Genomic DNA, 25,750 nt, shown 5'->3' with positions numbered 1-25,750 from the left:
GTGGGGAGCTTGAGGCGCTGGCCGGTCTTGAGCACGTCCGGGTCCTTCAGGCCGTTGAGCTTGGCCAGGACGGGGACGGTCGTCTTGTGGCGGGCGGCGATGGCGGAGAGGGTCTCGCCCTTCTTCACGACGTGGACGCCGGTGGCCGGGGGCGGGGTGCTGGGGCCCGGGGCGTCGGGCTTGCCCGGCACGATGCCGGTGTCGATGCCGCCCGGGTCCCAGTGGTCGTTGCCGGGGACCTGGGAGTGCCCGTAGTGCCCGCCGCGGGTCTGCCAGGTGGTGCGGTCGCGGCGGGTCGCCGCAGCAGCGGTCGCGGCCGGGGAGCCGGCGGGCCAGGTGTCGGGCACGCCGTGCGCGCGGGCCGCGGCGAGGAGCTTGCGGAAGTTCGGCTTCGCCGCCGGGTCGAAGCCGTCCGTCCACGGGGAGCGGGCCCGGCCGAGGACCTCGACCTGGATGCACACCTTCCCCTCGCGGTTGGTGCGGCGGGTGCCGTCGTTGCGCAGCGCGCGGCCGCTCGAGGTGAGCGGCCCGAACTGGCCGAGGAGGTCGGAGACGGGGTCGTAGATGACCTGCGGTTCGGCGCCGACCCGGATGAGGAAGGTGGCCACGCTGTAGAAGTAGCTGCTGCCGGCCGGGGACTCGGTGGTGTGCCACACGACCCGGGGCGGGGAGCTGGTGTCCATGGCACCGCCGATGCGCTGGGCGCCGAAGCGGACGGCGCCGGCGATGTAGGCGGGCCCCGCGGCGCCGCGCGGCAGATCCGGCGTCTCCCCGTCGGGGGTGTCGGCCGGCAGGGCCGGGTCCGGGTCGCGGACGGTGAAGTCGGGGGCGTCGACCGGGACGTACACGTCGAGGTCGCCGTCGTCGCGCAGCACCAGGAACGCGCCCGGCTGGCGGGGGTGCTCGCGCACGTGGCGGGGGCTGGTGTCGAGGGCGGCGATGGCGCGGACCTCGTCGACGTGGGCCTGGTCGCAGGTGCCCAGGTAGGTCGTCGTGGGGGTGAGGGTGTCGGGGTCGAGGTGGTCGACCGCCACGTGGAAGGTGGTCACGGGGTCACTCCGTCGAGTCGGGGCTGGATGACGTCGCAGTGGGCCTGGATGGCGAGGTAGGTGGACAGGCGCAGCCGGCCGTCGCCGTGGTCGCCCCACGTCGCGCCCCAGGAGTTGCGGAAGCGCAGGATGGTGTGGTCGTAGTCGAGGACCCCGTCCCAGTTCGGGACCCGTTCCAGGGCGGTGACGCACACCTCGTGGCCGCCTTCGAGGGGGGAGGCGGACCAGGCGACGTTGTCGATGAACCCGTCCCGGTCCGGCTCGGAGAACGCGGCGTACCAGGGCATGCCGAGGAGGACGGGCCCCGTCTGGAGCAGCGCGCACAGCTCTTCGGCGGTCATCGCGTGGCCGTACTGGTCGATGAGGCCGCGCGCGCGGAGGGCCTTGGCGACGCCGAGGCCGGAGGAGCCGCAGTCGTCGGTGGGCCAGCACGCGGTGTGCCAGCGGTCGTGGCGGGTGGCGTCGGAGTACAGGTCGATGGCGTACCGCTGGGCGGCCGCCGCGTCCGCGAGGTCAAGGCCGTCGGCGGCCGCGCGGTCGGGGGCGATGACGGACAGCAGCGCGGCGGCGGCGTTGCCGGTGCACGAGGCGAGCGCGTCGATGTCGGTGTCGAGGCCCATGGTGCTGGTGTGGACGCCCTGGGAGAGGAGGTTGCGCTGGTCGAGGACGGGGATGCGCGGTTCCCACGCGGCGGTGCGCAGCCGGTGGCCGTCGTAGGGGCGCCGGTAGGCCAGGCTGCGGCCGTCGAGGACGTGGTGGCGGCCGAGGGACGGCTGGACCGGGTACGCGTAGGCGTCGATGGTGGTGGGCACTCGCCCGAGCTCCTGGATCTCCCCGCGCCCAGAGCTGGTGGGTGGTGTGCTGCGCGGCCAGTGGCCGTCGCGCAGTCCCTCGGGGGGTGGAGCTCGGCGGAGGGTCGCCGTCGGGTTCAGCGTAGGCGCCTGGGCGGGCGGGCATTGCCCTGCTCACCGCCGGGTGGGGGTGGGGTCAGGCTTCGCGGTACCAGCCGGTGATGCTGATGCGGGCCGTGGAGAGCAGGTTGACGCCAGCGAGGACGCCGTCGCGGTTCTGCGCGTTGTCGTTCGACATCGACAGGTGGTCGATGACGTTGCCGCTGCCGGTCTCGAGGGAGACCGCGTTGCCGTTGCCAGCCATGCCGGAGGTCCAGGCGCCCTTGGCGTGCAGGGGGAACACCTGGCGGGTGGTGCGGTCGATGGCGGTGGGCGTCGTCACGGTGACGAGGGAGGCGCCGCTGCCGGCGGTCCCGACGGTGAACTCGGCGGAGAAGAAGACGATCTTTCCGAGCTTGTAGTACCAGCCGGTGCGGGCGGTGTAGGTCGCGGTGCCGCCGCCGGCGACGGTGGGGGTGTAGGCCGTCCAGGTGGTGGTGTCGGCGGCGAGCTGGCCGACCGTTGCTGTTCCGGTGACGGTCAGGGCTGGTGCGGCGATGCTGCCGGCGGCTTGGAGGTCTCCTGCCGGCGAAACGGTGAGGCGGTCGGCGTCGCCCAGGCGGACGTGGAGGAGCTTGCCGGTGTGGGCCGCCTTCGCGGACACGGTCAGGGCGCTGTCCGCGCTCGCCGGGGGCTGGATGGAGGCGCGGCCCTCGTGGAAGAGGAAGTGGCGAAACCCGATGTAGAGGTTGACGTTGTCGGTCGGGTTCGCGGTGTCGATGTAGCCGATCTGGGTGTAGGTGGGGGTGGCGTGGATGTGGCCGCCGGATTGGACGCTGTTGTCGGAATGCCGCACGCGGGCCACTCGCCATCCGTTGCCCGTGGCGTCCCGGCCGAGGGCGGTGACCCAGCGCCAGTCGGTGATGGCGCCATCGGGGAAGGGACCGCTGGAGATGTTGAGGGAGGGCTCGCCGTTGTCGCCGGACCCGTTGATGGACCCTGCGATGTTGCCCGCGCCGTCGTGAAAGTCCACGACGGGCCGCGCCTGGGTGGGGTCGATGAGGATCTTCCAGCCGTTGGACGCGGTGGTGGTTACCTTGCCGTCCTCGATGTCGACAAGTGCGCCGGCGCCGTTGTCGCTGTGGAACTCGGCGCCGTTGATGACGCCCCCGGTGATGATCTTTCCGGTGATGGCGTCCGCCTTGAGCGCGACGGCGTCCACCGATCCGGCGGCCAGGAGGGGGGTGGTGATGGCGTTGGCGAAGACCTTGGGCGTCGTGACAGCTCCGTCGGCGATGTGGGTTTCGGTGATGCCGCCAGGCCCGATGTCGTCGGCGAGGGGGCGCGCTTCGTAGGGGCCGACGGTCGTGGTGGTGGAGGAGGCAGCGCCGGAGGTGTTCCTCGACAACAGAAGTACGTGCAGAGGCTCGGTGGCGGGAAGGTAGACGATGCCGCCCTGCGGCGACTCGATGGTGGCCTGGAGGGTGTCTGGAGTCGGGGTGAAGCCGGTGTCCGGGGCGGCGTGGACTTCGACACGGGACCAGTCGAGCGGGGCCGGAGCGCCACCGGTGAAGGTTCCGTCCCAGGTGACGGCGAGGCCGCCGAGCGCAGGTGTGACGCTGGGCGTGGAGGGGGCGGGTGGGGTGGGTCCGTTGACGACGTTGACGGCGGTGGTGCCGTCGGCCTGCTGGCCGATCAGCCCGCGGAGGGATCCGGTGGCGTCGCGGATCTCGAGGGTGGTGTCGTCGACGCTGGCGGAGCCGAGGCGGGATTGCCGCTCGACTGCCTCCAGCCGCTTCTTGAGCTGTGCGAGCTCACGGCCGATGTCGTAGGTCACGTGGTGCCTCCGTACTGGTAGGTGTCGGCCGGGCGGAGGCTGATGGTGGCCTGCGGCCCGCCGACGGCGTGGGGGCGGATCGTCCAGCCGGTGACGCGGCACCAGCCGGTGTAGTTGGTCCAGGCGTTGTGGACGCGGGTGTAGATGTCGTCACCGACCTGCCAGGAGCCGAACGGCGCGGCGGGGGTGTCGCGGATGGTGATCTGCTCGACGGTGCCGAGGTTCTGGCGTACGGCGCGTTCGGCGGAGGCGCGGGCGGCGAGGACGTCGTTGGCCTTGATGTCGGGCAGGTCCAGGACGTGTTCGAGGCGGAGGCGGCCGTTGCGGACGGCGGAGATCTGGCGGCGCTTGGCGCGGCCGTCCCCGGCGCCGGCGGCGATGACGACCTGGGCGTAGTCGTCGCCGGCGAGCTGGATCTCGGGGTCCTCGACGATGTTTACGCCGGAGGCGAAGGAGATGTCGGTGCGGCGGGCGCCCAGGCGGGGCCAGCCGAGGCGGATCCGCTTCACCACCGCCGTCTTGTCGGCGTTCCAGGTGGTGGTGCAGGTGTAGTCGGGGGTGGCGTCGCCGGAGACGAGGTCGTCCATCCGGTCCCCGAGGTTGGGGTGCTCCCAGAACGGAAAGCTGTAGGGGTCCGCGGGGGTGCCGACCTTCGCCGTGGAGGTGGTGGAGTCGACGAGGACGCCGAGGTTCCCGTCGGGTACCGACTGGAGGTAGGCCCAGATGTCGCGGACGACCTTGCAGGGGTCGGCGTTGGTGTAGGGGCCGCGGCCGCCGAGCTCGCCGTCGAGGTCGTGGCGGTGCTGGGCGTAGGAGGACCAGGACGCGGCCTCGAGGGCGAGCTGATCGCCTTGGGTGCGGACGTCCCAGACGAGGCCGCCCCACTGGATCTCGCCGTCGGACTCGACGTAGATGTTCGTGGTGCCGGGGTCGGCGAGGGTGGGGTGCTGGGCCAGCAGGCGCGGCGCCAGCGTGCCCGACAGGCTGCCGGGCCCGCACAGCTCGGGCCCGTACTCCAGGTCGCGCAGGGGCAGGGTCATGGACAGCCACTCGCCGGTCAGGGCGTGCTGGGTGAGGATCCGGTCCTGGCTGGTCATCGGGGCGCCTCGATGAACTCGATGTCGCCGATCAGGGTGGAGGAGGGGTCGACGGCGATCCGGCCGGCGTTGCCGGAGTACCCGGCGGCCTGGGCGCGGAGGAGCTGGGTGGTGCCGCGGTAGGCGTCGGGGATGGTGAGGGTGTCGGCGGACACCGACTGTACGCGGCGGGTGGTCGCGCCGCCGTTGTCGTCGATGGTGACGTTCTGCAGGACGAGGGAGGCGCCGAGGGTCGCGCGGAAGCCGCCGTAGAAGTCGGCGGTGGTCAGGCGCAGCGCGGACCCGTCGACGCGGACGCGGGCGGTGCTCGCCCAGGAGGGGACGGCGATGTTCCAGCCCGGGGCGGTGGAGAAGTAGGAGTAGGTGGTGCTGGCGCCGATCAGCGCGCTGAGGGCGGTGGGCGACTGCGGGGGCAGTAGTTCCCGCTCCCGGCGCGGGTTGGCGATCTTCCGGACGTCCACGATCATCGCGTCGGTGATGGTGGAGGTGGAGGCGGGGATGTCGATCCGGGCGAGGGGGATGCCGGTGCGCCCGTCGGGAATCGCGGTGGCGGTGGAGGAGACGTTGGAGATGACCTGGAAGTAGGCGACGGCGTCGACGGCCGGGTCAAGGACGCCCTCGTACTGGGGGTCCTCGATGCGCAGGATGAGCAGGTCGGAGCGCGGGGTGCCGCCGGTGCCGGCGATGGCGACGGTCGTGGAGCCGACGTTCGCGACCGAGTAGGTGCCCTGGAAGGCGGCGAAGCGGCCGCGGACGACACCGGTGCCGGAGGCGACCTGCACGCTGCCGCCGGGGGTGCCGAGCTGGGTGACTTTCATGTCGGTGCCGCGGGTGATGCCCTCGTTGCCCCGGGACAGGTCCTCGACGAGCAGGCGGAACTGCTGCGCGGAGTGGGTCGCCCCGTTGACGAGGATCGGCTGCGGGATCAGGGTCACGGCGGGCTCCTCAGAGGGCGGTGTAGGCGTCGCGCCAGGTCAGGCGCATGCGGGCGGTGTTGGTGTGGTCGAACGCAGTCCACCGCATCTCGCTGGTGCCGGGCGGCAGGGAGAACAGGTCGATCCGGGAGGCGGGGGTGAGCAGGGAGGTGGCGTTGCCGCCGGTCTCCCGGGTGACGGTGCGGTGCCCGGGCCGGGTGTCGATCTGCACCCACTGCCCGGCGGTGAGGCTCAGGGTCGGCATGGCGAGGGTCCGGCCGCTGTCGACGTGGATGATCGTCACGTTGGAGCAGGGCCCGGTGATGCGGATGATGGGCCAGGCGTCGGCGGTGCCCGCGTTGGTGGCCCAGCCGGGCCGGTCGGCGGCCGTGGCGCCGTCCTGGACGTAGATCGGTGCGGCCACGGGCGCGGCGAAGCCGCCCCCGGTGAGCCAGCCGAGGGGGATCTCGGTGACGGTCTCGGTGTCGGCGTACCAGGTGGGGTCGGTGGCGACGAACTCGATGTCCAGGGGCATGTAGCCGTGCTTGACCTGCGCGTACTCGGATTCGAGGCGGCGCAGGCGGCCCTCCAGGCGCTTGGTCGGGCGGCCGGGGCGCTTGATCCGCAGGTGCATGGTGGCGCCGCCGGCGAGCCGGACGGTCGGGTCCCAGGCGGGCTGCTGGAGGGTAGCGAGCATCGTCTCGCACGCGGTGGGGTCGCCGGGGGTCTTGATGGCGGCGTCGATCTGCACGGACCGGGGCACGAAGTAGTCCGGGCCCGGCCAGGACCCGTCGTGCCCGGGCTGGTCGCGGTCGTTGTCGCGGACCGGGGGCCGGCCCAGGCCGGTGATCTCGATGAGGTTGACGGTGGTGCCGCGGCCGATGACGGTGCCGCACAGGTCGACCTGCCCATCGGACAGTACGGGCTCACTTGCCACGGGCTGCCACCCCTCCCCTGCTGGCTCGGCGGACCTGCCGGCCGACCTGCGCGCCGATGTCTGCTGCGGTGGCGCCGGTGCGGACGGCGGGGACGGTGACGTAGGTGTCGCCGCCCTCCTTCACGACGACGACCTGCCGGGATGCCTGGATGTCGGTCAGGCCCAGGCCGAAGCGTCCGGCGACGTCGGCGAGGACCTTCGTGGCGGCGCGGCGCTTGTTCGCGCCGAGCGGGATGAACGCCTCCCCGCCGGTCTGGGGCTCGGCGAAGGTGACGGCGCCGCCGACGGTGGAGTAGATGCCCTCCCGGATGCCGCCGTCGGCGTAGGACAGGCCCTTGCTCGCGCGGGCGAGGTCGGCGAGGAACCGGGATGCGCGCGGGCCGAGAGCGGACTTGATCCGGGTGGACGCCTTCGTCGCGACGGCGATGATGTCGTCCTCCCCCAGCCCGGTCGTCGCGGCGACGTCGTGGATGCCCGTCTTGGAGGTGGCGATGGCGCCGATGATGGCGACCAACTGCTCGACCTGGTCCGGGGACAGGGCGTTGGCCGCTTGGCGGGCGGCGGTGTTGGCGTGCCGGGCCCGGCGCGGGTCCTTCACCGCGGCGGCCGCGAGGTCGGCGGCGGCTTGGTCTCCCTGCTCGGCGAGCGCCTTGGCCAGGTCGGTGTTCCCCTGCGCGGCGAGCTTGAGCAGGTTGTTCTGGAACGCGGTCTGGTCCTTGACCGTCTTGGTGAGCTGCCCGGTGTAGTCGCCGAGGGTGGCCTTGGAGACGTCGGCGAGAGCCTTCAGGGACGCGGCCATCTGCCGGGTGTACTTCGCGGAGCCGTTGGCCATCTTCCGGGTGAGCTCGACGCCGTCCTCGCCCATCGCCTCCAGCGCGTCCGCGACGTCCTGCCCGGCCCGGGCAGCGACCGTGGCGAGGTCCTTGCGCCAGGCGCGCGCCACGCGGAGGGACGAGGTGAGGCGCCGGCCGAACATCGCCGGGGAGAACTTCCCCTTGTCGTCGCGGGAGGAGGAGGCGATCCCGGAGAGGGTGTACAGCTCGGTGGGGTCGTAGGAGGTGCTGATCCCGCCGTCGGCGAACCGCTGCGGGGCGGCGATGCCGCCGTCGGCGAACGCGGTCATGTCGGTGCCGTAGCGGCCCCAGGCGTTGAGGGCCTTGATGACTCCGTGGCTGCCCATTCCGGAGGCGGCGCCGAGCTTGCGGACGGTCTCGGGGACGAGGACCCCTTCGCCCGGGGAGAGCAGGGACAGCACGGTGTCCTGGCGGGGGGCGTAGCCGGGGACGAGCAGGCCGTTCGCGGCGTGGACGATGCCGCCGTCGGCGTAGTGGCCCGCCGGGAGCTTGTCTCTGCGCCGCGTCTCGCCGGAGGTCTCCGTGATGTACTGCTGGGTGACGACCCGGCGGGTCGTGATGGTGATGGTCTTGTCCTGGAGGGCGTCGCGCGCCGCTCGGACGGCGGCGAGGCCGTCGATGGCCTGGCCGGTCTTCGCGGTGACCATCACCCGCCCGTCGGGCAGGGTCTTCGTCGTGTAGCCCAGGTCGTTGAGCATCTCCTTGGCGCCCTGGGTCAGGGCGGTGACGGTGATGGATTTCCCGCTCGGCGTGACCTTGAGCTTCGCGATAACGGACTCGAGGCCGGCGACGGCGTCCTCGGTCTGCATCGTGACGCGGGTGGAACGCTCATCGGGGAGGTCGAGGAGCCGCTGGCGCAGCGCCTCGGCTTCCTGCGCTTCCAGACCCATGGCGGCGGCGGCTTCCAGGAACGCCTTGCGTCCGCGGTCGTGGATGGCCTGGATCTCGCTCCAGGGGGCGTTGGCCTCGCGTGCGGCGGCCGCGGCCTCGTCGGTCGCCGTGGCGAGGTCCTGAAGACCGGTTGCTGCCTTGCGCGCCTTCTCGCTGTTGAGGTCCAGCCTCCCCTCGGTCATCTGGAGCTGGCCGGCGTTGTCCTTGGCGGCCTTGGCGGCGTCGTCGATGGCCTGCTCGAAGGCGATCATCCCGCCGAGTCCGGCGCGGTTGACGTCGTTGAGGGCCTGGATGGCGCCGCGCAGTCCGTCTGCGGACGCCTTCTGGCTGTCGAGCTTGGCCTTCGTCGCCAGGGCCTGCTCGCCGAACAGGCCCATCCCGGAGGCGACGAGCCGCTGCTCGGCGGCGGTGGCCTCCAGCGCGGCCTGGTACTGCGGGAAGGCTTGCGCGAGTTCCTTGGTGGAGACCCCGGCCCCGCGCGCGGCGGACTGGATCAGGGCGTAGTCCTCGGCGGCCTGCTCGCCGTACCCGGACTTCGCCATCCCGGCGAGCGCCTCGTCCAGGCCCTTGAAGTCGTCCTTCAGCGCGGTGATGGACTGCTCGCCGCGGGTGAGGTCCTGCCACAGGTCGTTGGCGCCGGCCCGCAGGTCGTCGAGGGCGCCGACCATGCCGCTGCCCTGGAAGGAGTCGACGTACTTCTGCTGGTCCTTCGTCGCCTGCCCGAGCTTCTCCAGCTTCTCGATGACGCCGTCGATGTCGCCGAAGGTGTCGGCCAGCTCGCCGGTGAACTTCCCGGTCTCGGCGAGATTCTTGAGGCTGGTGGTGAGCCGGTCGACGTCCGGCGGGGCGCCGCGCGCCTTGTCGGCGAGCTTGCTGATGCCGATGGCGGCGACGGCCAGGACGCCCAGGCCGATGGATGCCTTGGTGACGGCGGACATCGAGCCGGCGGTGGCGCGCAGGGTGGGGGCGACACCGGCGGCGCGCATGACGGCGAAGTACGCGGCGAGCCTGCCTGCGGCGGCGGGGCCGGTGACGGCGGCGAGCGCCGCCGCGCCGAGCCCGACCAGCTTCATCACCGTGTACAGCTGGAGCATCGTGGACAGCACGTCGGTGGGGATGGCGTTGATGAGGCTGGCCAGGGCGTTGACGAGGGTGAGCACGCCGACGCCGGTGTCGGCCGCGGCGGTGAGCAGGTGCATGGCCATGCGGGCGATCTCGGACAGGGTCTCGCCGACGAGCGGGCCGTGCTGTTCCGCGAAGTCGAAGAACTCGCGGATGTCGCCGCCGACCTCGCCGGTGTCCATGCCGGTGGTGAGGCGGACCATGCCGGAGTTCAGGCGGGCGAGGGTCTCGGTGGAGAACTCCGCGGCGCGGTCCATGAAGTCCTCGAACCGGTCGGTCTGCATGCCCCCGGCGACGATCGCCTGGAAGCGCTGCACCTCCCGGCTGGAGCCGCGGACCATCGGGGTGAGGTGGGGGAAGAAGTCGGTGAGGATCGTGAAGGTGTTCTCGGCGATCGGCATGGTGTCGCCGGCCAGCGAGTCGGACCAGTCGACGTACTCGTCCTTGAAGTTCTGGAAGGCGGCGGTCGCGCGGCGGGTCGGCTCCGGTATCTGCGCCATCTGCCGGAGCATCGCCCGCTCGGCCTCGGCGGCCTGCTCCGAGGTCTTGCCGTGCTTCTCGACTGCCTCCTGGTACTTCTTCTCCGCCTCGGCGGCGTCCGCGATGTGCTTGATCTGCCCGCCGATGGCCACGCCGAGCGCGCCGGCCCCGGCGGCGGCTGCCACGAACCCTGTGGCGAGGGGTCCGACCTGGGCGGCGATGGGGATGAGCGCGGTGGCCAGGGCGACGGCCCCGAGGATGAGGCCCTTGGTGCTCCGGGAGGTGCCCGCCTGGGCGCTGCTGACGCTGCCCAGGCCACCGCGTAGGTCGCCCATGCGGCCGGTGACCTGGGTGAGGGATCCGTCCAGGTCGTCCATGTCGGAGCGCAGGGTGCGCGTGCTGGTGGACAGGTCGCCCAGGCGGCCGTTCGCCCCGTCCGCGGCGCGGTCCAGGCGCCGCAGTTCCCCGGCGGCGCCCCGGGCTGCGGTGCGCAGCTCGTTCAGCGCGTTCGCGGTGCGCAGGGCTCGACGTTCGAGGACGGCCAGGCGCCGGAAGGCGTCCTGGGCGGCGTCTTGGATTTGGCGCAGGGCCCGCTCGGCGGCTGCGGCGTTGCGCAGGCGCACGTCGACGGTGAGGTTGACGGGGCTCTCGGCGCGCAGGGCTGCCAGTGAGGCCCGGACGGCGGTCGTTGCGGTGCTGGTGTCGTCGTCGAGGCGTACGGAGATGGTGGCGCTCTCGGCGCGCAGCTGGTCGAGGGCGGCGCGGATGGCGGTGGCGCCGGGAGCGGTCTCGTCGTCCAGGCGGACGGCGATGCTGGTGGCGCTGGCCCGTAGGTCGTCGAGCGTGGTGCGTACGGCGGCCGCCGTCGTGGCGGTGTCGTCGTCGAGGCGGACGGCGATGCCGGCGCTCTCGGCGCGTAGCGCGTCGAGCGTCGAGCGAACGGCGGCCGCCCCGGGGCCGGTCTCGTCGTCCAGACGGACGGCGATGCGGATGTCGGACTGGAGCTGGGCGAGCTGGGTGCGCAGCGTCCGGGCCTGGGCGCCGAGGCTGCGGAGTCGACGTTCGGTCCGCGCAGCCTGGGCGTCGAGACGCAGGAGTGCGCTGCGTGTGGTGTCGGTCGCCTGGCCGAGGGCGCGGACGTGGCCGGCGGCGGTCCGGGAGGTGGTGCCGAGGCTGCGGATGTCGCGCTGGGTGCTGCGGACGGCAGCACCGAGGGTGCGGGCGTGGCCGGCGTTCTGGCGCAGCGTGCGCGCCAGGTCCGTTCCCTGCCCGCGCAGGTCCACCGACAGGGTCCAGTTGGACACCGGCCCTCCCTTCTACTCGTCGTCCTCGTCGTCCCAGGCGCGACGCCCGCGCCGGGCCTTGTGCAGCTCCCGCTCCGCCTGCATCGCGGCGTGCACCGCGACGGGCAGGAGCGCGATCTTCATGCCGTGCAGGTCGACGTCGCGCTTCTCCAGCTCCTGCTGTTTGTCGGCGATTGCCTGGCAGCCGACGCAGCGCTGGCCGACCGCGACGTACTGGTCTTCCTCGTCGGGCCCGCCGTGGTCCCACTCGTCGTGGCGGGTGCCACACTGCGGGCACACGGTGCGCTGGTAGGCCCGGTAGGCGAGGGCCTTCTCCCGGTCGCGGGGTGTCCAGCGGCCGTCGCCGGCGCCGAGGAACAGGCTGTGGGGGATGCCCCACCGGTCGCACAGCTCCAGCTCGGCGCGCAGCTGCTCATCGGCGATCAGCCTTTTCCCACGTCAGCCCGAATGACCGACTGGACATCCCACGCCGCGTGGAACAGCTGAATGGCTTCGGCTTCGGCCCAGGTGTCGAGGAACTCGCCGGCGAGATCGACGGTGATTCCGTCGAGGCTGGAGGCGGCGATCAGCTCCGGTGCGATGGACGCGACGTTGACGATCTGCCCGTCCTCGGCCTGCTCCTCGGTCGGCGGGTGCGCGCGGCGCAGCGCCTCGAACGCGGGTCGCTCCAGCGCCTGGAAGGTCAGGCAGATCGCCGCCTCGTCGAACGCAGCCTGGGCCTCGCTGAGGCGCTGCTCGGCGTCGCGCAGCGCCTGCTGGGCTGCGGTGTCGTCCGGGGCGCCGTCGGCCTTGACGGTGGCAAGGAGGTGCCTATGGCGGGCGTCGTCCAGGGCCCGGCGGACGGTGGGGTCGTCGCAGATGGTGAGCTTCGTGGTCGGTCGCTGCCGGCTCCGCAGCCGCTCCAGCTTGGCCGTCTTGGCCGCCCAGTGGGCGTCCTTCGCGACGGCTTCGGCGGGCGGATTCGGGCTGCTGGTGGTCTTGCTGGGCATGAGGGTGGTCCTCCGTCGGGGAAGGGGGGACCTGGCCGGGCGCCGTGCGGCGCCCCTTCCCGAACACCGTCGGGCCCGGCCAGGAACTCAAGGGGGGTGGGTCAGGTGGCGGCCGGGACGGCGGCGTCGAGCGTCGGAGTGTCCGTGATGCTGAAGCGGGCGACCCACTTGGCGGCCTCGTTCTCCACGGTGATCTGCGGGGAGCGGGAGGCCACGCGCACCGGGAAACTGTCCAGGCTCTTGGAGGCGGGGACGTCGCCCTTGCGGAGGAAGACGATGAAGCCGGTGGTGCCCTTGGCGAGGGCCTCCTCCATGAGGCTGGAGGTGTCGTCCTCGTAGAAGGTGATGCTGGAGTCGGCGGCCTCGTCGTCGCCGGGGATCTTGCTGTTGAACGTGGATTCGAGGTCCGGGGTGGTGATCTCCTGGTTCTCCAGGGAGAACCCGTCGATGGCGGCGATGGCCTTGGTGAGGTTGGTGGCGCCGGTCAGTTCGGCGCGGGTGGGGATGTAGGAGGCGTCGGCGATCGTCTCGATGAAGAAGACCTTCGTGACGCCCTTGCGGGAAAACCTCGGCATGGTGGGACCCCTTGGTGATGCGTACGGCTGCTGGCGGCCACAGAAGGTGGCGTCCGCGTGGGGTCCCGCCGCGGTGCGGTCGTGCGCGCCCGACGCAGTGTCAGGCGGGGGTCAGGTCGAACCTGAACCGCTGTACGTAGGTGATGATGGCATCGTCCGGCGCGGATGATTCCCCCGGTTCGATGTCGAGGGACCGGCCGGTGTTCTTCACGCCCGGCACGGTGAGGGGGCGCAGCCACAGGCCGGTGCCCGGGTCGCGGGCGAGGACGGCGTCGCGGGCCTTGTCCGCCATCCACTCGACTTGGTCGATGCTGCCCGACGAGCCGCTGACGCCCGGCTTGGGGCCGCTGACGGAGGTGACCTGGTAGATGAACGTGGCGTCGGCGTTCTCGTCGGCCAGCGGCGGCCCGTGGAGGGTGGTGGGCAGCAGGTACAGGACGTAGTACGGCGGGCTGGCCTGGCTGCCCGGGGTGGGCCCGGCGGGGACGCGGCCGCGGCCGACGGGCAGGCCGGTGGCGGTGGCCAGGAGGGTCTGGACGGCGAGAGACACGGGGCGGCGCGCGATCACTCGAAGACCTCCTCGAGGGCCTGGCGCATCTGGGCGCGCAGGGTGGCGCCGATCTGCGGGAGCGCGGGCTGCACGTGCGGGAAGGGCGGCTGGAGGTAGTGCCGGCCGAGGGAGTCGGTCATGTCGTAGAACCCGAACTCCAGGCGGCGTGCCTGCGGGGCGTCGCTGCCGATGGTGCACTGGGCGCCGTAGGGGATGCCGCGGGTGTCCGCCCGCCAGGACGCCCGGTAGGCGCCGGTGATGACGTTGGGGCCGGGCCGGCCGGAGGCGTTGGCGCGGACCTCGGCGACGCCGAGCGTGCCGACGTGCCGGATGCGCCGCTCGACGGCAGGGCCGATGCGGTCGGCGGCCTGCTCCAGGCGGTCGGCGAGCTCGTCGGGGGTCATCCGGTCTGCCGCATCTGGTCGAGGGGGGTGATGCGGACGGCGGAGACCGTGCCGGCCAGGCCCGGGTCGGAGCAGCGCCACGCGCGGCCGAGCAGGGCGGCGCTGACCGGGGAGTGCGCGGCGGTGACGGTGACGAGGGCGTCCTTGGGCGGGACGGGCGCGTCGAGGGGGGTCATCAGGCGGTAGCTGGATCGGGTCTCGTCGGGCCAGGGGAGGTTGGCGTCGGGGATGACGACGGTGGGCGGGTTGCTGGCGGGCAGGACGGCGCCCGGTCCTTCGTACAGGATGGCGCCGGCCGGGTACTCGAGCTCGCCGGACTCTTCGTCGAGGACGGGGTCACCGGTGCCGGGCAGGGCCACCCGGACCGTGTCGACGAGGAGGTTGTCGACGATCCACGCGGTGGCGCCGGCGAGCGCCTGGTCGAGGCCGGTCATGAGGTCCGTCCTTCGGCCCACTCGATGAGCTGGGTGAGCATCGCCCGGGTGAGGGCGTGCCGGGTGTCGTCGAGGTCTTCCCGCTCCAGGGCCGCGGCTTCCAGCGCGGCGGGGTCGACGGTGCGCAGGAACGCCGCGGCGGCGGGGCCGGGGTCCTCGGTCGCGACCGCGACGTGGGCGAGCCCCTCCAGGGCGATGTCCTGGCGGCCGCTGCCGTACAGGACGAGGAGCGGGAGCTGCCCGGCCTGCTGCTCGATGGTGTAGGCGCGGACCGCGTTCGACAGGTCGCGGCCGTCGACGGTGATGCGGGCGCGGACCCCGTCGGTGGTGATGGTGACCGGGCGGGGCTCCTGGTCCATGGACAGGTCGGGGCCGTTCACGCGCGGCACTCCTCGTCCTCGTCGGGGGTGGTGGGGTCGGCGGCGAGGTCGGTGTCGGCGACCAGGGCGAACCCGAACGGCTCCGGATCCGGCGCGGCAGGGGGCATGGGCGGGTCGGGGGGCGCGGCGAACAGGGCCATGGCGGCGCGCTTGGCGGCGGCCAGGGTGTGGACGTCGTCTCCGGCGATCCGCAGGTCGACGCGGCGGGCGCCGCAGGTCATGGTCAGGCGCATCACGGACTCCCAGGGGTGCCGAGGTGGGGGCGCATCTCGCGGATGCAGTGCGGGTGGGCGGTGGGGTGGGCGAGCGCGTCACTGATGGTGCGCAGGGTGCCGTCGGCGGTGTCGGGGTCCTGGTGGGAGGTCCAGCCGCAGCCGGCGCCGTCGCGGACCTCGACGTGGGTGCAGGCGAGCTGTTCGGCGGCGGTGAGGATGCTGCCGGTGTTCGCGGTGGTGACGGCCTGCCAGGTCAGCGCGGCGCGCGCCCACGCTTCGACGGGGTGGCGGCGGTTCCCGGCGTACAGGACGGTGTCGAGGGGGTGCTCGCGGCGTAGCGCGGCCGGCCGGAAGGGCGCCGGGTCGAAGCGGGTGGCGCGGGCGCGGGCGGCGGCGAGGGCGGCGCGCAGGAACGCTTCGGCGCGGCGGAGGGTGTCGCGGAGCCGGCCGGTGAGGTCGCTGTAGAACTGGGCGCTGAGGGTGGTGATGGCGCCCTGGTGGGTGGGGGTCCAGGACCACAGGGTGTGGGGGCGGCGGGCGTGGTCGAGGGTGGTGAGGGCGCCGTCGCGGTAGGCGATCGGCAGGTCGGTCGCGGCCCAGCGCTCGATGAACGCGGTGAGGTCGCGGGCGTACTGGGCGAGCGCGCGGCGGAATGCCTGCTCGGCGGTGCGGATGCGGGAGGTGGCGTTGCGGCCGGGCCGGATCGCGGCGAGCGCGCGCAGGAGGGTGGTCTGCGCGCGGGTGAGCAGGCGCCAGATGGTGGTGAGGCGGCCGGTGGCGTCGGCGATGAACGCCAGGAGCCGGGCGCGCAGGGTGCGCCGTCCGGGTCGTACGGGGGTGGTCATCGGCGGGGCCTGGCGGTGAGGCGGATGACGTTGAACCCGCCGTCGAGGGCGGTGCCGTCGCCGTCGGGGTCGGTCTCGTCGGGGGCGAGGGGGATCCCGGCGCGCAGTTCGGCGATCTTCCGTTCGAGGGCCTTGATGTTCTCGGCCTGGGAGAAGGAGAGGACGGCGGAGACGTTGAGGGTGGCCGGCTGGGAGATGAGCGCGGCGTGCCGTTCGGAGAGGACCTCGAGGGCGACGGCGCGCGCGGTGCCGAGCCGGGTGTAGCGGGCTTCCAGGTCGGCGAGGTCGGTGGCGGTGCCGAGCTGGCCGGTGAGCCAGGCCCGTACGGCGGTGTCCATCGGGCTCCTCCGGGGGTGCTGCGGTCAGAGGGGAAGGGGGGATGCGGGTGCGGGCCCGCCGTGGCGCCCCCACCAGGGGCGGGCCCGCACACCGCCTTACTGACCGCCGGTGCCCTCGCCGGCGGTCGCCCGGCCCCGAGCCGGGGGCTTGGCCGCGGTCTTCTTCGCGGCCTGCTTGGTCTCCCCGCCGTCCGGGGTGTCCTGGGGCGGGGTGTCGGCCTGCTGGTCAGCGCCGGAGGCGCCGCCAGAGCCGGCGTCCGGGCCGTCGCCGGAAGGGCCGTCGGCGCCCTGCTCGTCCGGCTTCTTCGGCAGGCGGGGGAGCTTCCCGTCGACCCACGCGGCCGGGTTCGTCACCAGCGCGGCCAGGCGGGGCTCCGGGCTGGTGCCGGGCGCGAGCTCCACGGTCTGGTGGGTCTGCGGGTCCTTGACGTACACGGTGGCTGCGAGCTTGGCCATGGCTCACCACACCGTCGCAGCGATGTGGATGTCCGGCACGTACATGACCGGCAGGGCGGCGGCGGAGCCCTTCGTCCAGACCTGCGGCGGGTCGTCCTGGTAGCCACGGGTGACGACGATGCCGGGGGCGTCCTCCCGCTCGATGGCGGGGTTGCCGCTCCGGGCGAGGATCAGCCCATCGGCGGTGAGGCCGTACTGGGTCTCCGCCCACTGGGTGGGGTTGGGCGGCAGGAGGAAGAACATGTTCTCCGGCAGCGGGCGGACGTCGGCGCCGGTGTCCAGCTCGATCTTGACGTCGTAGCGGGTGATCGGCGGCAGGCCGTAGCGGGCCCGGACGACGTCGACCTCGTTGGGGGCGAGGACCGCCGTGGGGATGGTGGAGGCGGAGTTGACGCTGCCGTAGTAGGCGGCGCGGTAGCTGTCGTTGCTCATCATGAGCGCCCACGTCTTGTATGAGGTGAGCGCGCGGGAGGGGGCCGGGGCGCCAGAGGAGCGCAGGGTCTCCATCCAGCGCATCTCGTCGCCGAGGATGTCGGCGGTCGGGTCGGTCCACGCGGTCGGAGCGGTCGGCATGTTCGCCGCCGGCACCTTGTAGTCCGCCTCGAGGGTGAGGCCGTTCTCACCGACCAGAGTGAACTTGCCGTCGACGAGGAGGTCACCGACGGCGATCTCCAGGCGCTTCTTGATGGACAGGACGTGCGCACCGACGTCCTCGTAGACCGTACGGACGAGGTCGCGGCTGTCCATGCCGCGGTCGAGGCTTTCCAGGATGGTCTCGAACTCGCCGACGATGTACTTCTGCCCCAGGGGCAGGAGCTTGCCGGAGGTGGCGAACTGCGTGATCTCACGCGTGGCGACCTTCGTCTGCGCGTCCCATGCGCGGTAGGACGCGGCGGCGACCCGGCGGCGGGTCCCGCGGTGCTCCCACATGACGGAGTCGATGGTCCGTTCGGGCATCACCGTTCGGGTGAGCTCGTAGTCGCCGGGGGTCTGGACCTCCCGGGCGAACGCCTGGATCTCAGTGGGGTTCAGGTCACGGAGCAGGAGCTCCATCATGTCGTTGGCCATGTCGTGGGTCTCCTGCTCAGACCTTGTAGACGAACTGGGTGTTGGAGCCGGCCGGGACGTCGCTGGGGTCGAAGGCGACCGGCAGCTTGGCGACGTCGATCTGGCCGTGGACCATCAGCGGCGCGGCGACCTTCGTGGCGCCGGGGTAGAAGGACACCTCGGTGAAGAGGAACCCGGCGAACAGGTCGGTGCCGTTGGCGGTGGCGGCCGTGCCGCCGGCGGTGGTGGTGGCGATGGTGATGTCCGGGCTGGTGCCGCCGGTGAAGGCTTCGGTGGTGGTGACCTGGGCGACGTCCTCGCCGAGGTACTGGCCGCCGAAGGTGAGGGTCCACGGGCCGCCGGCGTTGCCGGTGACGGTGATGTCGCCCGGCGCGACGTTCGACAGGGCCTCCAGCGCCGTCTGCACGGCGGCCGCGGTCGCGTTGTAGGCGATGGCGGCGGTGGTCTGCCCGGAGAAGGTGATGGTGAAGGTGCCGCCGGTCGGCCCGCCGGTGACGGTGAGGGTCTGGACCTCGTTGGTGACGGCGTTGTACGGCTCGAACAGGCCGGTGGTGGTGTTCTTGCCGAGGGGGATGCCCGACTTCAGCTTCCGCTCGGGCTGGTACTTCGACGCCTCGGTCCAGTGAAGGGTCTCATCGAACGCGGTGAGGTCGAGGGTGACGGTCTGGTTGGCCTCGATGCCGAGCATGCTCATCAGCCAGGGGCGGCCGACGGAGAGCGTCTCGGTGGTGCTGTACGGCTGGATGTCCACGCCGTTCTCCCTTTCGCGGTGTCGCGGGGGTGTGAGAGGGCACCTCGGGTGGTGCCGTCCACGGGGGTGAGGGCGTGGTCCCTACGTGTGCGTCCGGGGTCCGGCGCGGGGTCAGGCGGCGTCGTCGGTGCGCAGGCCCATCTCGATGGCGCGCTGGCGGGCGGCCGCGCGCAGGGCGTCCTTCCCGGCGGGCGCGGTGCGGTGCGGGGGGCCGCCGGCCGGGGCGCCGGACGGGGCCGGGGGAAGCGGCGGGACGGGAGCGGTGCCGCCGAAGAGGGTGGCGCGGCGCTCCTTGAGCTGCTCGGCGGCCTGCGTGATGGCCGCGGCGTCGGCGTCGGCGTCGGCGGGGATCCGGTCACGCAGCAGGGCGTAGGCGTCGTCGAGGTCGTCGCCGGTCGCGCCGAGGCGGACCAGGGCGGCGCGGACCTGGGACTCGCGGTCGCGGCGCGCGGCTTCCTTCTCCCGGTTCTCGGCCTCGGCGAGGCGGGCTTCGAGGTCTCGTTCGCGCTGCGCGAGTTCCTCGGCGCGGCGCTGCTCCTCGGACAGCTGGGCCTTGCGGGCCTCGTCGGCCTGCTTGAACAGCTTGCCGAACGTCTCGGGGTCGAAGTCATCGACGGGGACGCCGGCGGCTTCGGCGAGGGCGCGGTATGCGGCGCGGCGGCCTTCGTCCTTCTCGTCCCGCATGATCACGTTGAGGCGGCGCTGCGTGAGGGTGACCTTCTCCTCGTCGTCACCGGCCGGTGCGGGGGTGGGCGTCTGCGGGGCCGGGGCCGGGGGCTGGCCGAGGCGCGCGAGGTCCGCCGGGGTGGGCACGGGGGCGGGCGTGGGCTCACCGCCGGAGTTGTAGAAGACGGCGTGCGCCTCGGTGCGGCCGCGGTAGGGGTGGGCCCAGGCGGACGCGGCGTCGAGGTGGGTGCGGCGGAGCGCGGGGCGGCGCATGGGGGCACGTCCTCCTAGAGAGGTTCCAGGCCCCGCGCCTTGGGTCAAGGACAGCACACGATCGCTCATCGTGTTCCCCTGCTCCCCTCCGGGTCGTCTCCGTCGTCGTCCTCGTCGCCGGCCGGGAGGAGTCCGGCGCCCGGGAGGGCGGGAAGCTGCACGGTCGGGGTCTCGGGCTCGGCCGGGGCCTCGCGGCGCAGGAACGCCGCGACCTCGTCGGGGTTGCCGAGGGCGTCGGCCAGGAGCCGGGCCTGCTCGAAGGAGCGGGACTCGATGAGCTCGATCTCCGCCTCGGCGTCGTCGATGGGCCAGCCCGCGGAGGTGAGCATCCGCACCCCGGTCTCCAGGGAGATGAGCCCCTCCTTGTAGGCGGTGGCGACCTGGTCGAGGACGGCGGCCTGGTCGGTCGGGGCGTAGGGGCCGAACTCCAGGCGGGCGGGCAGTGCGGGCAGCGGCGGCGTACCGACCCAGTCCGGGTGCTGCCCGGCTAGGTGCAGGCGCTGCACGAACTTCAGCAGCAGGGCGTACTTGTGGCCGCGGGCGAGCCGCATGTGCGAGATGAGGGAGTCGAGCGGGCCGAGGGACAGCTCGAGCGCGTACCCGGACGGCACCTTGGAGGGGTCCATGGTGCCCAGGGACACGGCGGGGAGCCGGACCACGTTGGCGGCCTGCTCGGCGAGGTCGTGCCGGTGCTCGCGGAGTTCGGCGAGTTGGGGCGCGGTGTTGAGGGCGTCGGCGCGGCCGCCCTCGCCGAGCTCGACCATCACGCCGGGCCCGACTTGCTGCTCCCGGCGGCCGGTGGACTTCCCCGACAGGAAGATCATCGGTGATCCGGTGGTGGCGGACGCCTTGCTGCTGTCGGTGTCGGTGCCGGCCAGCTCGTCGAACACCTGGAGGGCCTTGGCCAGGGAGGACTGGCCCCAGTGCTCCTCGGCCGGCGGCACGGTGTTCGGGATGTGGATCAGCGGGATGAAGTCGAGGTACAGGTCGAGCCGGTCGAGGACCTCGCCGTCCGGGCCGGTCGCGTACTGCGCCTTGTCCATGGGCAGGGAGTCGACGTCGTGGGGGCCCTTGAGGTCGCCGAGGTCCCAGGTCGCGTCGGTGAGGTAGCAGGTGCGGTAGGCCGGCTCGTCGTTCCACGGGTACATCCGCCAGATGCCGCCCGCCTCGTCGACCTGGTCGCCGAGGCCGAGGACCGGTCCGGACGGGGTGTCGTCGTCGCCCGGGTCCGTCATGACGGGGGCGCGTACGGGGCGGCCGGTGCGGTCGACGCCGGAGGCGGTGCGGGGCCGGATCCAGTCCAGCTCGTAGGTGATGCGGCGCAGGCGCGGCTTCAGGCCCCGCTGTTTGTCCTCGGGCAGGTCCCAGGCCAGGTGGATCCGGTCGGGGAAGTCGGCGGCGTCCCCGTCGGCGGGCAGGACGGGGTAGTAGAAGCCGGGGTCGTAGGTGCGCAGACGGGCGCGGCGCTTGGCCGGGTCCCAGCACAGCAGGTAGACGCCGTCGCCGAGGAGGACGGCCTTGCGTTCGGTCTGGAGCATCCGCATGGGCAGCAGCTCGTCCTCGGCCCACTGCCGCAGCAGTTCCTGCACGCGTGCGGCCTGTGCTGCGGCGGCGGCCGGGCCGTCGTCGCCGGTGGTCTGGTCGGCGCCGGGGACGACGATGTGCTGCTCGCGGCCCATGACGTGCGCGACGAGGGTGTCGACGAACATGGACGGGTCGCCGAACTCTCGGCGCTCGCGGGCGTCGTCGCCGTCGCGGAACGCGGCCAGCTCCCCCGCCTGGTTGTTGTCGTACGCGACGAGGAGCTTGTAGGCGGCCAGGCGGCGTTCGTCGGCTGCTGGTACCCAGGACGCGGCGGCCTCGGGGAAGGCGCGACGGTGCGGCATGCCGAGGGTGTCGCTGAAGACCGGCTTGAAGTTCAGCCAGGACCAGGCGTCGATGACCAGGTTCCGGGTGCCGCTGATGAGGCCCACGAAGTTCCCTCCGCTACAGGCCCCGCGCCATGAGCATCAGGGTACGGGCTCGTGGGCTGTCCGCTTCCCCCGCTGGCCGGCCGTCAGCCCCCAGCCGAACGACAAGTTCACCCATACGGGTGACTCCACCCGGGGAACTCGGAAGGAATTCACCCGAACTGCGGCACTTGATCCAAGTTGCAATCCGGTGGGCGAAGTTCGGGGAGTCCAGGCGGGCGTATGCTCTTCGGCACGGCGTTCGCCACCGACTTCCGGTAGGCGGCCCCCAGGCATTTGACCTGGGGGCCCCAGGACCCCTGCTGCGTCTCTGCACAGACACGGCAGGCGCAGGTCAGAAGACCTGCATCAACCGGAAGGAGAGATATGGAAAACGCCCTCGACTGGGAGTTTTGGAGCCTCGTCTTCGCGATCTTCGTGTGGCTGCACGGGCGCACCGACGAGGAGTAACCCCTAGTCACAGGAGCCGCCTTCCGCAATGGGGGGCGGCTTCCTTGTTTTCCGCTTCCACTTCCTGTCACCGAAACGCATCTCAAGATGCCTTCGCTAATCCAATGTATCGCAGGATTCTAAATTCCCAAACCGTTCCGTAGGTCCTACCCACGAAGGGTATGTGCGTCCGTCAGAACGGCGTCCAGGGCCCTTCCTGCGCCTGCTACGCGCACACCGTCGCTTCTGGAGGCCGAAGCCGCCCCGGGACGGGCCCCTCTGTGCCTCGCTGGGCGCCGAATGAGCTCTGAGCGGCGGGTTGCTGATCGGAATTTTTCTGCCGTGTCACCGCCGTCCGGTCAGTCGCCGGTCCGCGTACGGGGTGCTCCCGGTGGCCTGGGTGGCCGGGTCGGCGAGTTCGGTGAGGGCGTGGACGAGGGCGTCCATGCGGTCCGGGGAGTCCATGCCGGGGATCCAGGTGACGAGCTGGCCTTCCAGGCGGGGGTACTCGCCGACGTGGTGGACGCGGCCTTGGGCGTAGAGCTGGGCGATGGGTTCGGCGCGTAGGCGCTTGCCCTGCTTGGCGTGGACCTCGACGAGGGCCGGCATCAGCAGTCCTTGGGTCTGGCCCTGCTGCTCGAGCTCGCGCCACGCCTGGCGTACGAGCTGCGCGGCCATGTCGCCGCCGAAGTTGCTCTCGACGACGATGGCGTCGGCCTGGACCTGGATGGCGAGGCGGCACGTCTCGTGGCCCCAGGTGTCGGCGCCCATCCGGCCGGAGCGGTCGGCCAGGACGTACAGCTCGCCGTCGGCGGTGCGGCCGGCCGCGGTGAGGCCGGTCTCGTCGTTGGTGTCGTCGGATCCGCCGGCGGTGTCGACGGCGACGACGACGCGGGTGAGGTCGACGCCGCGGAGTTGGGCGGCGGTGATGCGGTGGTCGGTGATCCAGGGCCACTGCCACACGCCGCCTTCGAGGGGGCGGGGTTTTTGCTGGTAGAGGGCCCACCAGACGCGTTCGCCGACGGCGCGGCGGAACTGGGCGAGGGCGCGGCGGCCGTACCGCTTGGGCCACAGGGCGGCGCCGAGGGGCCGGCCGAGGGGGTCGTCGTCGGCGTCGCAGATGGCGGGGAGGTCGAGGCGGATCCACTCGTCGGCGTCGGGGCCGTCGAGGATCTTCCCGGCGAGGTCCTGCTCGTGCCAGCGGGTCTGGATGACGATGATCGAGCCGGTGGGTTCGAGGCGGGTGTTGAGGACGGCGGTCCACCAGTCCCACAGGCGGCGGCGCATGGTGGGTGACTCGGCGTCCGCGGCGTCCTTGATGGGGTCGTCGACGATGGCGAGGTGGGCGCCCTTGCCGGTGAGGCCGCCGCCGACGCCTGCGGCGACGAGGCCGCCTTCGCGTCGGTCGCCGGTGTGGGGGTCGGCGAGGTCGAAGCGGCCTGCGGCCTTGGAGCCGGCGTGGAGGGCGATGCCGATGCGGGGCCCGTAGGTGACGATCGCGTCGCGGATCCACCGGGAGTGCTCTTCGGCGAGGTCGGCGCCGTAGGAGGCGATCATGACGCGGTGGTCGGGGTGCTGGGTCAGGTACCAGAGGGGGGCCCAGCGGGCGGCGCGGCGGGACTTGCCGTGCCGTGGGGGCATGGTGATGAGGGCCTTGATGCGTTCGCCGCGGGCGATCCGCTGGAAGAGCCGGTCGATGAGCGCGAGGTGGGGGGCCTGCATCTCCCGGCCGTCGGTGAGGATCGCCGCCATGGAGCCGGGGGACCGCTCCAGTGCCATGGTCCGTTCGACTTCGGCGAGGGCGGCGCGCAGTTCGGGGTTGGCGCGGCGGGCGACGCGGCGCCGTTCGGCGCGGTTGAGGCGGCGGTAGGCGGCGGTGAGCCGGTTGAGGGCTTCGGCTTCGGAGACGACGTCGAAGTCCTCGGCGGTGACGTCAGTCGTCATCGTCGGCCTCGTCGTCGAAGGGGTCGTAGGTGGTGTCGTCGTCCTCGTCGTCGGGGCACGGCCGGTCGGGGTCGTCGGGGTCGCCGGCGGTGGCGATGAGGGTGTTGAGCTCGGCGAGGCTGACCGCGTTGAGGCGCAGGGCGCCGCCGCCGGGGCCGGACAGCTCCGCCTTGACGGGCATGTCCAGGCCCATGAGTTTGGCGCGCCGGTCCATCAGCTTCAGGACGGTGTCGACGGCCTTGAGGTCGATCTCGTCGCCGAGGTACTGGCCGTCCTTGTCGTGGACGGGGCTCGGCTTGGTGGCCTTCTCCCACACCGCTTCCAGGAGGGCGTCCAGGCGCTCGTTCTCCTGCTGCCGGTACACGGACGCCTCGGCGTCCTGCTCGTCGCGCCGCTCCTGGAGGGCGCGGATGAGGTCCTTGGAGGCGGCGCCGGGGCTGGCGTAGCCGAGGGCGAGGACGCGCTCGTCGTCGAACGGGACGCCGGTGCGGCGCAGGCGGATGAGCTGGGCGCGGCGGGCGGCGGTCTCGGCTTGCTGGGCCTTGGAGGCTGGCATGGCGGTCGGGGCTCCCGCTCTCGGTCAGGCCCCGCGCCTGCTCCGATGATCCCCGATTCCCGGGTTCGGACTCCCCCGGCTGGCGGGTGGTGGCATCCTGCGCGCATGAGGCATGTGCGCAGGGTGGGGGCGCTGGCGGCCGGGTTGGCTGCGGTGGCGTGGGTGACGGGGTGCGGTGGCGGGGACGGCGGCGTGGACGCCGCGGTGTCGGCGGTGCCGACGGACCCGGCGAGCACCCTGGTGACGGAGGAGCCGACGGCGTCGGTGGAGCCGGCGTATCCGCCGGGGCCGGAGGGGGAGCTGGACCGGCTGGCCGACGGGAAGGGCTGGGGGCCGGCCGATCCGTACACGACCGCCTCCGAGTTCGTGCGCGCGGTGTGTATCGAGCTCCCCGACGTGGATGGGGTCCAGTCGCGGCCGCAGTGGCTGGTGGAAGCCGGTCACCTCGAGGGGGATGGTGCGGACATCCTGCGGACGGGGGTGCCCAAGCTGTGCCCGGAGTGGGCGGCGACGGTGCGGGCGGCGGCGTCAGGGGACTACGAGCGGTGGTTCGAGGACGGCACCTACGTCGTCGCGGCGAACGGGCCGACCGCGTCGCCGAGCCCTACGGGGCCGCCGGACCCGGACGACTTCGTCACCGGGGAGGACGGCGAGAAGCCGGCCGACGAGGAGGCGGAGGAGACGATCCCGCCGGGCACGTACCGGGCGAAGGGCCGGATGGAGAACTGCTACTGGGAGCGGACGACCAAGTCGGGGGACATCATCGACAACGGGTTCGCGACGTCGGCGCAGGAGATCACGGTGACGATCCGGGCGTCCGACGGGCAGTTCACGTCGCGGGACTGCGCGGTGTGGAAGCCGGTGAAGTAGCCGGGCCGGACGTGCCGGTGGCCCCGCCACCCGAGGGGAATCAGGTGGTGGGGCCGCCGGTTGGTGTGGCACGGGCCCGGGCCGGGAGTGGGCGCGGGGACACCGTTTCCCCCGGCCGGGCCGTGACACCTCTGATCGTGGCGTACGGGGCGGGGTTTGTCCGGGCTGCTATCCCCCGGCGGGCTGCCGCGTGGTCTGGACGATGCGCAGGGCGGCGGCCGCGGTGTCGTGGAGGGTGTCGCGGACGGGGACGCCGTGGCGGCGCGCGACGTAGATCAGGTAGCGGTTCCGCTCCGGGTTGGGGCAGTCGGTCGGGCAGCCCAGGACGGCGCGGCCGGTGCCGACGTCGAGGCCGAACTCCACGTTCGTCGTCATCCCCGGCATGGTGCGCAGGTCGCGCGGGATCCAGAACAGGATCACGCTGGCGCCAGCGCGGGCAGTGGTCTCCCAGTCGACCTGGTCCTCGTAGCGGTCGGCGCGCCGCCCGTCGCGGGACTCGGGGCTGAGGACCGTGAGGGGCTGGGGGCCGGTCCACTGGGCGGCCAGGGCGTCGGCGGCCGCGGGCCGCCAGGACGGGACGGGCGCGGCCTTGTCGGGGGTGGGCCCGGCGAGGAACACCGACGGCCCGGCGGGGATGGGCTCGCGGGCCATGACCAGGCGGG

Annotated in this window: 25 protein-coding genes and 1 pseudogene; 1 reads left to right on the top strand and 25 read right to left on the bottom strand. The window is 72.7% G+C overall.

What is annotated here, in order from left to right:
* Positions 1–14: 14 nt before the first annotated feature.
* From LPA54_RS24090 to LPA54_RS23975, 24 genes and pseudogenes are all read right to left on the bottom strand, one after another.
* Positions 15–683, bottom strand: a pseudogene (locus tag LPA54_RS24090) (LysM domain-containing protein); the annotation flags it as partial.
* 362 nt (positions 684–1,045) lie between these two features.
* Positions 1,046–1,861, bottom strand: coding sequence for a hypothetical protein (locus tag LPA54_RS24085; RefSeq protein WP_228981291.1), 816 nt, complete (start codon positions 1,859–1,861; stop codon positions 1,046–1,048).
* A gap of 175 nt (positions 1,862–2,036) precedes the next feature.
* On the bottom strand, positions 2,037–3,776 hold the full coding sequence (locus LPA54_RS24080; protein WP_228981290.1) for a hypothetical protein: 1,740 nt from the start codon (positions 3,774–3,776) through the stop codon (positions 2,037–2,039).
* The gene (locus tag LPA54_RS24075) at positions 3,773–4,873 is read right to left on the bottom strand and encodes a hypothetical protein (protein WP_228981289.1); all 1,101 of its coding nucleotides are present in this window, start codon (positions 4,871–4,873) and stop codon (positions 3,773–3,775) included. The genes LPA54_RS24080 and LPA54_RS24075 overlap by 4 nt, the downstream gene beginning before the upstream one ends.
* A complete protein-coding gene (locus tag LPA54_RS24070; protein WP_228981287.1) occupies positions 4,870–5,808 on the bottom strand; it encodes a hypothetical protein in 939 nt (312 codons plus the stop codon). The genes LPA54_RS24075 and LPA54_RS24070 overlap by 4 nt, the downstream gene beginning before the upstream one ends.
* A 10-nt stretch (positions 5,809–5,818) precedes the next feature.
* Positions 5,819–6,724: a phage tail domain-containing protein gene (locus LPA54_RS42925; RefSeq protein WP_228981286.1), complete on the bottom strand. Its 906-nt coding sequence runs from the start codon at positions 6,722–6,724 to the stop codon at positions 5,819–5,821.
* Entirely contained in the window at positions 6,714–11,375 is a 4,662-nt protein-coding gene (locus tag LPA54_RS24060) for a hypothetical protein (RefSeq protein ID WP_228981283.1), read from the bottom strand. The genes LPA54_RS42925 and LPA54_RS24060 overlap by 11 nt, the downstream gene beginning before the upstream one ends.
* Before the next feature lie 12 nt (positions 11,376–11,387).
* Positions 11,388–11,654, bottom strand: coding sequence for a hypothetical protein (locus tag LPA54_RS24055; protein WP_228981282.1), 267 nt, complete (start codon positions 11,652–11,654; stop codon positions 11,388–11,390).
* A gap of 143 nt (positions 11,655–11,797) precedes the next feature.
* Positions 11,798–12,364: a hypothetical protein gene (locus LPA54_RS24050; protein ID WP_228981280.1), complete on the bottom strand. Its 567-nt coding sequence runs from the start codon at positions 12,362–12,364 to the stop codon at positions 11,798–11,800.
* Between the two features lie 101 nt (positions 12,365–12,465).
* Complete coding sequence (locus LPA54_RS24045; RefSeq protein ID WP_228981278.1) at positions 12,466–12,939, bottom strand: hypothetical protein; 474 nt, start codon at positions 12,937–12,939, stop codon at positions 12,466–12,468.
* A gap of 100 nt (positions 12,940–13,039) precedes the next feature.
* Positions 13,040–13,507, bottom strand: a complete 468-nt coding sequence (locus LPA54_RS24040) for a hypothetical protein (protein WP_228981275.1) — start codon at positions 13,505–13,507, stop codon at positions 13,040–13,042.
* Positions 13,504–13,893 carry an HK97 gp10 family phage protein gene (locus LPA54_RS24035; protein WP_228981273.1) on the bottom strand — a complete coding sequence of 130 codons (390 nt, stop codon included), beginning with the start codon at positions 13,891–13,893 and terminating at the stop codon, positions 13,504–13,506. Before LPA54_RS24035 ends, LPA54_RS24040 begins: the two co-directional genes overlap by 4 nt.
* A complete protein-coding gene (locus LPA54_RS24030; RefSeq protein WP_228981272.1) occupies positions 13,890–14,327 on the bottom strand; it encodes a DUF6093 family protein in 438 nt (145 codons plus the stop codon). Before LPA54_RS24030 ends, LPA54_RS24035 begins: the two co-directional genes overlap by 4 nt.
* Positions 14,324–14,707 carry a hypothetical protein gene (locus LPA54_RS24025; protein ID WP_228981271.1) on the bottom strand — a complete coding sequence of 128 codons (384 nt, stop codon included), beginning with the start codon at positions 14,705–14,707 and terminating at the stop codon, positions 14,324–14,326. Before LPA54_RS24025 ends, LPA54_RS24030 begins: the two co-directional genes overlap by 4 nt.
* The gene (locus LPA54_RS24020) at positions 14,704–14,940 is read right to left on the bottom strand and encodes a hypothetical protein (protein WP_228981270.1); all 237 of its coding nucleotides are present in this window, start codon (positions 14,938–14,940) and stop codon (positions 14,704–14,706) included. The genes LPA54_RS24025 and LPA54_RS24020 overlap by 4 nt, the downstream gene beginning before the upstream one ends.
* Entirely contained in the window at positions 14,940–15,767 is an 828-nt protein-coding gene (locus LPA54_RS24015) for a hypothetical protein (RefSeq protein WP_228981267.1), read from the bottom strand. Before LPA54_RS24015 ends, LPA54_RS24020 begins: the two co-directional genes overlap by 1 nt.
* Positions 15,764–16,105: a hypothetical protein gene (locus LPA54_RS24010; protein ID WP_228981265.1), complete on the bottom strand. Its 342-nt coding sequence runs from the start codon at positions 16,103–16,105 to the stop codon at positions 15,764–15,766. The genes LPA54_RS24015 and LPA54_RS24010 overlap by 4 nt, the downstream gene beginning before the upstream one ends.
* A gap of 96 nt (positions 16,106–16,201) precedes the next feature.
* On the bottom strand, positions 16,202–16,561 hold the full coding sequence (locus tag LPA54_RS24005; protein ID WP_228981264.1) for a hypothetical protein: 360 nt from the start codon (positions 16,559–16,561) through the stop codon (positions 16,202–16,204).
* A gap of 3 nt (positions 16,562–16,564) precedes the next feature.
* Entirely contained in the window at positions 16,565–17,629 is a 1,065-nt protein-coding gene (locus tag LPA54_RS24000; RefSeq protein WP_228981261.1) for a major capsid protein, read from the bottom strand.
* A 16-nt stretch (positions 17,630–17,645) separates the two neighbouring features.
* Positions 17,646–18,380: a hypothetical protein gene (locus LPA54_RS23995; RefSeq protein WP_228981256.1), complete on the bottom strand. Its 735-nt coding sequence runs from the start codon at positions 18,378–18,380 to the stop codon at positions 17,646–17,648.
* A 111-nt stretch (positions 18,381–18,491) separates the two neighbouring features.
* The gene (locus LPA54_RS23990) at positions 18,492–19,319 is read right to left on the bottom strand and encodes a hypothetical protein (protein ID WP_228981255.1); all 828 of its coding nucleotides are present in this window, start codon (positions 19,317–19,319) and stop codon (positions 18,492–18,494) included.
* Between the two features lie 65 nt (positions 19,320–19,384).
* Positions 19,385–21,292, bottom strand: a complete 1,908-nt coding sequence (locus LPA54_RS23985; RefSeq protein ID WP_228981253.1) for a hypothetical protein — start codon at positions 21,290–21,292, stop codon at positions 19,385–19,387.
* 771 nt (positions 21,293–22,063) lie between these two features.
* On the bottom strand, positions 22,064–23,662 hold the full coding sequence (locus tag LPA54_RS23980; RefSeq protein WP_228981251.1) for a terminase family protein: 1,599 nt from the start codon (positions 23,660–23,662) through the stop codon (positions 22,064–22,066).
* A complete protein-coding gene (locus LPA54_RS23975) occupies positions 23,652–24,218 on the bottom strand; it encodes a hypothetical protein (RefSeq protein ID WP_228981246.1) in 567 nt (188 codons plus the stop codon). Before LPA54_RS23975 ends, LPA54_RS23980 begins: the two co-directional genes overlap by 11 nt.
* 105 nt (positions 24,219–24,323) lie before the next feature.
* Here LPA54_RS23975 and LPA54_RS42450 point away from each other — a divergent pair, with 105 nt between their 5' ends.
* Complete coding sequence (locus LPA54_RS42450; RefSeq protein WP_267487550.1) at positions 24,324–25,088, top strand: hypothetical protein; 765 nt, start codon at positions 24,324–24,326, stop codon at positions 25,086–25,088.
* A gap of 168 nt (positions 25,089–25,256) precedes the next feature.
* On the opposite strand, the gene LPA54_RS23965 is transcribed toward LPA54_RS42450, so the two are convergent.
* Positions 25,257–25,739 (bottom strand): nucleoside 2-deoxyribosyltransferase domain-containing protein, encoded by a 483-nt coding sequence (locus LPA54_RS23965; RefSeq protein WP_267487557.1) that lies wholly within the window; start codon positions 25,737–25,739, stop codon positions 25,257–25,259.
* Between the last annotated feature and the right edge of the window lie 11 nt (positions 25,740–25,750).

Origin of the sequence: Streptomyces sp. DH12 (assembly GCF_020873895.1) — a bacterium.
Taxonomy (GTDB): Bacteria; Actinomycetota; Actinomycetes; order Streptomycetales; family Streptomycetaceae; genus Streptomyces.
This window is presented reverse-complemented; position numbering and strand designations above follow the sequence as displayed.

Excerpts from the sequence above, each read along its gene's own strand:
- LPA54_RS24075 (WP_228981289.1), bottom strand. The coding sequence starts at position 4,873 with ATGACCAGCCAGGACCGGATCCTCACCCAGCACGCCCTGACCGGCGAG.
- LPA54_RS24050 (WP_228981280.1), bottom strand. The coding sequence starts at position 12,364 with ATGCCCAGCAAGACCACCAGCAGCCCGAATCCGCCCGCCGAAGCCGTC.
- LPA54_RS24045 (WP_228981278.1), bottom strand. The coding sequence starts at position 12,939 with ATGCCGAGGTTTTCCCGCAAGGGCGTCACGAAGGTCTTCTTCATCGAG.
- LPA54_RS24035 (WP_228981273.1), bottom strand. The coding sequence starts at position 13,893 with ATGACCCCCGACGAGCTCGCCGACCGCCTGGAGCAGGCCGCCGACCGC.
- LPA54_RS24030 (WP_228981272.1), bottom strand. The coding sequence starts at position 14,327 with ATGACCGGCCTCGACCAGGCGCTCGCCGGCGCCACCGCGTGGATCGTC.
- LPA54_RS24020 (WP_228981270.1), bottom strand. The coding sequence starts at position 14,940 with ATGCGCCTGACCATGACCTGCGGCGCCCGCCGCGTCGACCTGCGGATC.
- LPA54_RS24015 (WP_228981267.1), bottom strand. The coding sequence starts at position 15,767 with ATGACCACCCCCGTACGACCCGGACGGCGCACCCTGCGCGCCCGGCTC.
- LPA54_RS24010 (WP_228981265.1), bottom strand. The coding sequence starts at position 16,105 with ATGGACACCGCCGTACGGGCCTGGCTCACCGGCCAGCTCGGCACCGCC.
- LPA54_RS24005 (WP_228981264.1), bottom strand. The coding sequence starts at position 16,561 with ATGGCCAAGCTCGCAGCCACCGTGTACGTCAAGGACCCGCAGACCCAC.
- LPA54_RS24000 (WP_228981261.1), bottom strand. The coding sequence starts at position 17,629 with ATGGCCAACGACATGATGGAGCTCCTGCTCCGTGACCTGAACCCCACT.
- LPA54_RS23990 (WP_228981255.1), bottom strand. The coding sequence starts at position 19,319 with ATGCGCCGCCCCGCGCTCCGCCGCACCCACCTCGACGCCGCGTCCGCC.
- LPA54_RS23980 (WP_228981251.1), bottom strand. The coding sequence starts at position 23,662 with ATGACGACTGACGTCACCGCCGAGGACTTCGACGTCGTCTCCGAAGCC.
- LPA54_RS23975 (WP_228981246.1), bottom strand. The coding sequence starts at position 24,218 with ATGCCAGCCTCCAAGGCCCAGCAAGCCGAGACCGCCGCCCGCCGCGCC.
- LPA54_RS42450 (WP_267487550.1), top strand. The coding sequence starts at position 24,324 with ATGAGGCATGTGCGCAGGGTGGGGGCGCTGGCGGCCGGGTTGGCTGCG.
- LPA54_RS23965 (WP_267487557.1), bottom strand. The coding sequence starts at position 25,739 with ATGGCCCGCGAGCCCATCCCCGCCGGGCCGTCGGTGTTCCTCGCCGGG.